The organism is Arthrobacter sp. Y3223164, assembly GCF_059091005.1.
This window is the reverse complement of record NZ_JBNHGF010000124.1, coordinates 1-7,043: the sequence shown is the minus strand read 5'-3', so window position 1 is coordinate 7,043 and position 7,043 is coordinate 1. Positions and strand designations below refer to the sequence as shown.

The 7,043-nt window shown below is 68.3% G+C and carries 8 protein-coding genes; 5 read left to right on the top strand and 3 right to left on the bottom strand.

Translation table 11 applies throughout. The annotated features are described in order from the left end of the window. Positions 1-42: 42 nt before the first annotated feature. Complete coding sequence (gene moeB, locus AC5RUJ_RS08355; RefSeq protein WP_494129014.1) at positions 43-1,227, bottom strand: molybdopterin-synthase adenylyltransferase MoeB; 1,185 nt, start codon at positions 1,225-1,227, stop codon at positions 43-45. A 118-nt stretch (positions 1,228-1,345) separates the two neighbouring features. On the opposite strand from moeB, the gene AC5RUJ_RS08350 reads away from it, so the two are divergent. Genes AC5RUJ_RS08350 through AC5RUJ_RS08340 form a run of 3 tightly spaced genes read left to right on the top strand, consistent with a single transcriptional unit; the run spans position 1,346 to position 2,554 of the window. Beyond that, on the top strand, positions 1,346-1,966 hold the full coding sequence (locus AC5RUJ_RS08350) for a TetR/AcrR family transcriptional regulator (protein ID WP_494000274.1): 621 nt from the start codon (positions 1,346-1,348) through the stop codon (positions 1,964-1,966). Positions 1,967-2,023: 57 nt separating this feature from the next. Continuing rightward, positions 2,024-2,248 (top strand): DUF3107 domain-containing protein, encoded by a 225-nt coding sequence (locus AC5RUJ_RS08345; RefSeq protein WP_136784705.1) that lies wholly within the window; start codon positions 2,024-2,026, stop codon positions 2,246-2,248. 6 nt (positions 2,249-2,254) lie between these two features. Further along, complete coding sequence (locus AC5RUJ_RS08340) at positions 2,255-2,554, top strand: hypothetical protein (protein ID WP_494000275.1); 300 nt, start codon at positions 2,255-2,257, stop codon at positions 2,552-2,554. A 23-nt stretch (positions 2,555-2,577) separates the two neighbouring features. Here AC5RUJ_RS08340 and AC5RUJ_RS08335 read toward each other — a convergent pair whose 3' ends face one another. After that, positions 2,578-2,913, bottom strand: a complete 336-nt coding sequence (locus AC5RUJ_RS08335; protein ID WP_494000276.1) for a 4a-hydroxytetrahydrobiopterin dehydratase — start codon at positions 2,911-2,913, stop codon at positions 2,578-2,580. 109 nt (positions 2,914-3,022) lie between these two features. Next, entirely contained in the window at positions 3,023-3,718 is a 696-nt protein-coding gene (locus tag AC5RUJ_RS08330) for a ferritin-like fold-containing protein (RefSeq protein ID WP_494012558.1), read from the bottom strand. 51 nt (positions 3,719-3,769) lie between these two features. Between AC5RUJ_RS08330 and AC5RUJ_RS08325 the strand changes: the two genes are divergently transcribed. Both AC5RUJ_RS08325 and AC5RUJ_RS08320 read left to right on the top strand, forming a co-directional pair. Further along, the gene (locus AC5RUJ_RS08325) at positions 3,770-5,311 is read left to right on the top strand and encodes an RNB domain-containing ribonuclease (RefSeq protein WP_494129013.1); all 1,542 of its coding nucleotides are present in this window, start codon (positions 3,770-3,772) and stop codon (positions 5,309-5,311) included. Positions 5,312-5,636: 325 nt separating this feature from the next. Then, positions 5,637-7,043: DEAD/DEAH box helicase (locus tag AC5RUJ_RS08320; RefSeq protein WP_494155754.1), on the top strand; the 1,407-nt coding region annotated here is incomplete at its 3' end.

Below are 7,043 nucleotides of genomic sequence, written 5' to 3'. Positions count from 1 at the left end.
GCGGCCGCCTGCAGGCGGCCGCGACCGGCGCCAGGGTGACCCTTAGTACACCGGCTTCGAGGGCTCCACGTCCCTGACCCACGCCAGGATTCCACCGTCGAGGTGGGATACCCGGGTGTAGCCCCGAGCCAGCAGGCTCTGCAGGACTTCGGCCGAGCGCGCGCCCGATTTGCAGTGGAAAACCAGGTCTCTGTCCCGGGGCAGGTCCTCCAGGGCCTCGCCGGACAGGATGCGTCCCTTCGGAAGCAGGACGGCGCCTGGGATGTTCACCACTTCGTATTCGCCCGGTTCGCGGACGTCGATCAGCTCGAAGTCGCCCCCGCCGGCATCGCGGTCGGCCAGCATCCGGGACAGGGTGCGGGCGTCGACGGCGTGGTCGGCATCGACCCGGCGCGGCGGCGCGACCCCGCAAAACGCCTCGTAGTCGGCCAGCCCGGTGATCGGATCGGCGTCCGGATCCTTGCGCACCTTCAGCTCCCGCCAGCTCATCTGGAGGGCATTGAAGACCAGGACCCGGCCCAACAGCGTCTGCCCGATGCCGGTGATCAGCTTGATCGCCTCGTTGACCATCACGGAGCCGATCTGTGCGCACAGGACGCCGAGCACACCGCCCTCGGCGCAGGACGGCACCGAACCGGGCGGCGGCGCCTCCGGATAGAGATCGCGGTAGTTCGGCCCGTGGGCGTCCCAGAAGACACTGACCTGCCCGTCGAACCGCAGGATGGATCCCCACACGTAGGGCTTGCCCAGCAGCGCGGCGGCGTCATTGACCAGATACCGGGTGGCGAAGTTGTCGGTGCCGTCCAGGATGACGTCGTAGCCGGCGAAAATTTCCAGGACGTTGCCGGTGTCCAGCCGGACCTCGTGCAGCACCACATCCACTCCGGGGTTCAGCGCCAGGATGCTGTCCCGCGCCGAGGCCGCCTTGCTGCGCCCCAGGTCCGCCACGCCATGGATGACCTGGCGCTGCAGGTTGCTCGCTTCCACCGCGTCGTCGTCCACGATCCCGATCCGGCCCACCCCCGCAGCGGCCAGGTACAGCATGGCCGGCGATCCGAGGCCGCCGGCGCCGATCACCAGCACCCTGGCGTTCTTCAGCCTCAGCTGGCCGGCCATGCCGACTTCGGGGATGATCAGGTGCCGCGAATACCGCTCGGTCTCGGCCTTGCTGAGGGACGCTGCCGGTTCCACGAGCGGCGGCAGCCGCCGGGTCTCCAAGGTGCTCATTCTTCCAATCTACGCCCCAGCCGGTTGCTGGTGCGTAGACTGGTCGGGACTGACACTTACTGCACCGTGGCGCTGTAAGTTTTCCTGACCGCAGCGCCGGAAGAGGCCGTGTACTACCGTGACGACAGAACCCCGCTCAGCCGCCAAGCCCACCCGACTGCCGCGGGAGGAACGACGGCGCCAGCTGCTGCAGGCGGCACACGAGGTCTTCGTGGTCAATGGCTACCATGCGGCGGCGATGGACGAGATCGCCGACGCAGCGAACGTGAGCAAGCCGGTGCTCTACCAGCACTTCCCCGGCAAGCGGGAGCTCTATCTGGCCCTGCTGGATCACCACCTGGAATCGCTGAACGCGATGCTGATGGCTGCGCTGAACTCGACGACGGACAACAAACTCCGCGTGCACGCCACCATCCGGGCCTACTACCAGTTCATCGCCCAGGACAGCCAGGCGCACCGGCTGGTCTTCGAATCCGACCTGAACAACGACCCCGACGTGAGCGGCCGCTTGGAGGACTTCAATGCGCGGCTGGCCAGCGCCATCGCCGGAGTCATCGCCGAGGACACCAAGCTCTCGGCGGTCGAGGCCACACTGCTGGGCCGGGCCCTGGCCGGCATGGCGCAGATCAGTGCCCGGCACTGGCTGCGCTCAGGCGGGGAACTGGACCAGGACGCCGCGAGCGAACTGATCTACCGTTTAGCTTGGCGCGGAATTTCACGCTTCCCGAAGGAACCCTAGGATAGATTCGCCAGTAGGGAACCCACCCGGCTTACAGCATTACCAGGAGGCATCAGCGTGGAAGTGAAGATCGGCATGCAGAACGTCGGCCGTGAAATCGTGCTCGATTCGTCGCAGTCGCCGGACGAGGTGGCCGAGATCGCGAGCCGCGCCATGAACGGCGGCGCCGAGCTGCGCCTGACCGACGCCAAGGGACGCCTGGTCATCATCCCGTCCAATGTCCTGGCCTACGTCGAGATCGGCGCCGAGGGGCCGCGCCCCGTCGGATTCGGCGCTCTCTAACCACCCATGGTCGCACTGGTCCTGCTGGTGCTCGTCGCCGCCGCCGTCGGCTTCACCGCCTGGGCGGTGGACCGGCGGCGCCACGCCTACGGGGTGCTGCTGCTGCCCGGGATCGCGGTGGCGGCGGCGGTGCTGCTCTGGTTCGTCCTCATGGCCGCCGGCCTCGGCTCCGAACCGGGCGTGCACTTCCTGTCCTGGCTGCTGCCGATGGCCGTTTCCGTTCCGGCCGCGTGGGCCGGTGCCTGGTGGATCGGACGCCGCCGCGTGCAGCGGGATACCGAACGGCTGACCGCCCTGCTGGGCTGAACGAAGCCGGCCGGGCAGGAAAGCTAGCCGGGATAGCCGTCCGGGTCCGCGTCCGCGCCAAGCTTCCGCGCCAGCACGCTCACCGCTGCCGCCGCGGACACGTCACGGGTAGTGACTGCCGAATCGGCGTCATGCGACGTGAAGCGCAACAAGACCTTGTTGTACCGCCAGTCCAGGTCCGGGTGGTGCCGCTGCTCCTCAGCCAGGTCGCCCACGGCGGCAATGAAGTTCAGGGCCTCGCGCCCATTGTCCAGCTTGAACGCGCTGACCAGCGCTCCGTCCGCGTAGCGCCACTGCGGCAACCCGCGCAGCTGCCGGTCTATTTCCTCACTGTCGAGTACGTCTTTCGCACGTCCCACGATGCCCTCCCGGTTGCGCGGCGGTCTGCCGCGCGGCCCGGCTGCCGCGGCTTGCGGCCGCCTGTGCCGCCAGCCTACCGGTGAAGCCAACCCCGTTGAAGGCCTGCACTCACGCCGTCAGGCCCAGGTCATTCATTCGGCGCGAATGGTTTTGGGTCAGCCGGGCAAACAACTCTCCGGTGGCCTGTGCCTGCCGGTCGGGATCCTGCCCCCGCATCAGCTCGCTGAGCACGGCGCGCTCAATCCCGATCCGCTGGGCCTGGGTCAAGGCCTCCCCCACCAGCCTGCGCCCCCACAGCGCCAGCCGCGAGGCCAGCCGCGGATCGTCGGCCAGCACCTGCTGCAGCCGGGCCGCGATCATGGAGATCTGCTCGGTGTTCTCCTTGATCCGGGCAACCAGCTTCTGCGTCTCGCTGTCGAGGGCTCCGGCGATGTGCAGGTAGAAGTCCCCCAGCACGCCGTCGGTGACGTAGGCCTTCATCAGGGACTCGTACCAGTCGGCCGGGCGCGTCCGGTCGTGGAAGGCATCGATGGAGGGCTGGAACGGGGCCATGGCCGTCTCCACGTCCACGCCGAGTTGCTCCAGCTGCGCGGCCACGGCCTCGAAATGTTCAAACTCGGTCACCGCGAGCCGGCCGACGGCGGCCCGGTCATGCAGGGTGGGCGAAAAGCGTGCGTCGGAGGAAAACCGCTCGAAGGCGGACAGCTCGCCGTAGGCCATCACGCCGTACAGATCGATCAGGAATTGCCGGCGGCGGCCGGAATCCTCGCCGGGCGCTGCGGGAACGGTGCTCACGGTGCTCATGAATCCAAGGGTAGCGTCCCATTTCGACGCGGCTGCCGTTAGGCTAACCGTGTGCCGTACCCGCATTTGGACCCGAAGGTCAACGAGTCCCAGCATCTGCTGGCACGGGTGCTGAAAGACCTGCGGACAGAGTTCGACCTGCCGCAGGAGTTCGACGCGGGCGCACTCGCGGAGGCCCGGGCCGCCGTGGCCGCCCATCGGCTGCCGGAGACCGATCTGACCGCACTGGAATTCGTAACCATCGATCCGCCCGCGTCCACCGACTTGGACCAGGCCCTGTACATCGAGTCCACCGACGGCGGTTACACGGTCTGGTACGCGATCGCCGACGTCCCCTCCTTCGTGGAGGCCGGCGGCGAACTGGATGCCGAAACCCGGCGGCGGGGCCAGACCATCTACGCCCCGGACGGACGGATCCCGCTGCATCCCGACGTCATCGGCGAACAGGCCGGGTCGCTGCTGGCGGACCAACTGCGGTCGGCCTATGTGTGGCGATTCGAGCTCGACGCCGCCGCGCGCGTCACCGCGGCCACCCTGGAACGCGCCAGGGTGCGGAGCCGGGCCAAGCTGAACTACGAGCAGGTGCAGCAGGACATCGATTCGGGCGATGCGGCGCCCACCCTGCTGCTGCTAAAGGAAGTGGGCAGCAAGCGGGTGGAGCTCGAACGCGAGCGCGGCGGGGCGAGCTTGAATGTCCCCGACCAGGAGATCGCCCATGACGGCCGGCACTACTTCATTGTCACCAGGCCGCCGTTGCCGGTGGAGGATTGGAACGCCCAGATATCGCTGATGACCGGGATGGCCGCGGCCGAGATCATGCTGGCAGGCCGGATCGGGATACTGCGCACCATGCCGGGACCGGACGCGGACGCCGAGGCCCAGTACCGCCGGCAGACCGAGGCGTTGGGGTTCCCGTGGCCGCACGAGATGGCCTACGGCGACTATCTGCGCAGCCTGGACACCACCGATCCCAAGCAGCTGGCCCTGATGCACGGGGCCACCGCCCTCTTCCGCGGTGCCGGCTACACGCCGTTCGTCGGCGAGCTCCCGCCCGAACGGCAGCAGGCCGCCATTGCCGCACCCTATGCGCACGCCACGGCTCCCCTGCGGCGGCTGGTGGACCGTTTCGTGCTGGTGATCTGCCATGCCCTGTGCGCCGGCGAACCCGTCCCGCAGTGGGCCCAGGACGCGCTGGAGGAACTGCCCAAGCTGATGGCGGCTTCCGACCAGCTGGCGGGGCGGGTGGACCGCGCCGCCCTGGACGCCGTTGAAACGGCGCTGCTGAGCCACCGCGTCGGGGAAGAATTCGACGCCGTCGTGATCACCGGCACCCGGTACCCGGGCAACGGAAACGGAAACGGCGCCGGCGGCCGCAGCGGGAGCGGGAACGGCAACGGCAACGGGAAGGTCCTGGTGGCCGGCAGGGGCAAAGGCAACGGCGGCCAGGAGCCGTACGGCGTGGTCCAGCTCAGCGACCCGCCGGTCACCGCACGGTGCTCGGGAATCTTGGAGGCTGGGGCCACGGTGCGCGTTCGCTTGACCACGGCGGACATCGGGGAACGGCGCCTGCACTTTGAACTGGCCGACGGTTAAGTGCCCGCACGGTGCGGCGCGGGGGCCGGTTTGCCAACGACCGGTAGACTTAACCGTGTAGTACTGGATGCCCGGTCGTTGATTGAGTGAAGTGAATCCATCAACAGATCCGTCCCTACGCGATCTTAAACCTCCTTGGCTGCCTCGTTGGCCGGCCGGGAAAGCAGTTGTTAGCCCGCGATCGGCTTCCACTGGTTGCGCCACGCTTCCGCCTTGTTCCGCTCCCGCAGCACCTGCGGGACCGTTGAGCACCGCCGGCGTCGGCGCCTGAATGAACGGTATGTAATTGAACACTGAAAATATACAGGTGGCTGGCGAACAGCTCATCCACGCTGACAACAGCGCCGAAGAACTGGTCGTCGAGGCCGTGCTGGCCTCCGACGAACGCCCCCACGAACTGCCCAAGCAGACCTTCGCCGACTTCAACGTCCGCGCGGACATCGTGCGGTCGCTTTTCGACGCCGGCATCACCCACCCCTTCCCGATCCAGTCCATGACCCTGCCGGTGGCCCTCGGCGGCCACGACATCATCGGCCAGGCCAAGACCGGTACGGGCAAGACCCTGGGCTTCGGCATCCCCGCGCTGCAGCGGGTGGTGGGACCGGACGACGACGGCTTCGACAAGCTTCCGGTGCCCGGTGCGCCGCAGGCCCTGATCGTTGCGCCGACGCGCGAACTGGCCGTGCAGGTCGGCAACGACCTGATGACCGCCTCCAAGCAGCGCAACGCCCGCGTCGCCGTCATCTACGGCGGCCGCGCCTACGAGCCCCAGATCGAGCTGCTGCAGAAGGGCGTCGAGGTCGTGGTCGGCACCCCCGGCCGTCTGATCGACCTGCACCGCCAGAAGCACCTGAGCCTGAAGAACGTCCGCATCGTGGTTTTGGACGAAGCCGACGAGATGCTGGACCTGGGCTTCCTGCCGGACGTCGAGACGCTGCTGGCCGCGACCCCGGCCGTACGCCAGACCATGCTCTTCTCCGCCACCATGCCCGGACCGGTCATCGCCATGGCCCGGCGGTACATGACGCAGCCGACGCACATCCGCGCCGCAGACCCGGACGACGAAGGCATCACCAAGAAGGACATCCGCCAGGTTGTCTACCGCGCACACAACCTGGACAAGGACGAGGTGGTGGCCCGCATCCTGCAGGCCGAGGGCCGCGGCCGGACCATCATCTTCACCAAGACCAAGCGCACGGCCGCCAAGCTGTCCGAGGAGCTGATCGACCGCGGGTTCGCCGCCGGCGCCATCCACGGCGACCTCGGCCAGGGCGCCCGCGAACAGGCGCTGCGCGCGTTCCGCAACAACAAGGTGGACGTGCTGGTCGCGACCGACGTCGCCGCCCGCGGCATCGACGTGGAAGACGTCACCCACGTGATCAACTTCCAGTGCCCCGAAGACGAGAAGGCCTACCTGCACCGGGTGGGCCGGACCGGCCGCGCCGGTAACAAGGGCACCGCCGTCACCTTCGTGGACTGGGACGACGTCCCGCGCTGGGGCCTGATCAACAAGGCCCTCGGCCTGGACGTGCCGGAACCCCAGGAGACCTACTCCTCCTCACCGCACCTGTTCACCGACCTGAACATTCCCGAAGGCACCAAGGGCAGGCTTCCGCGCAGCCAGCGCAAGCTCGCCGGCATCGACGCCGAGAAGCTCGAAGACCTGGGCGAGACCGGAAAGCACCCTGCCCGCTCCGGCGGCCAGCGCCAAGACGGCGGCCGCGGCGGTGCG

Bases quoted from the DNA above. Each gene is read 5' to 3' on its own strand.
- moeB (WP_494129014.1), bottom strand. From the start codon at position 1,227: ATGAGCACCTTGGAGACCCGGCGGCTGCCGCCGCTCGTGGAACCGGCA.
- AC5RUJ_RS08340 (WP_494000275.1), top strand. From the start codon at position 2,255: ATGGTCGCACTGGTCCTGCTGGTGCTCGTCGCCGCCGCCGTCGGCTTC.
- AC5RUJ_RS08330 (WP_494012558.1), bottom strand. From the start codon at position 3,718: ATGAGCACCGTGAGCACCGTTCCCGCAGCGCCCGGCGAGGATTCCGGC.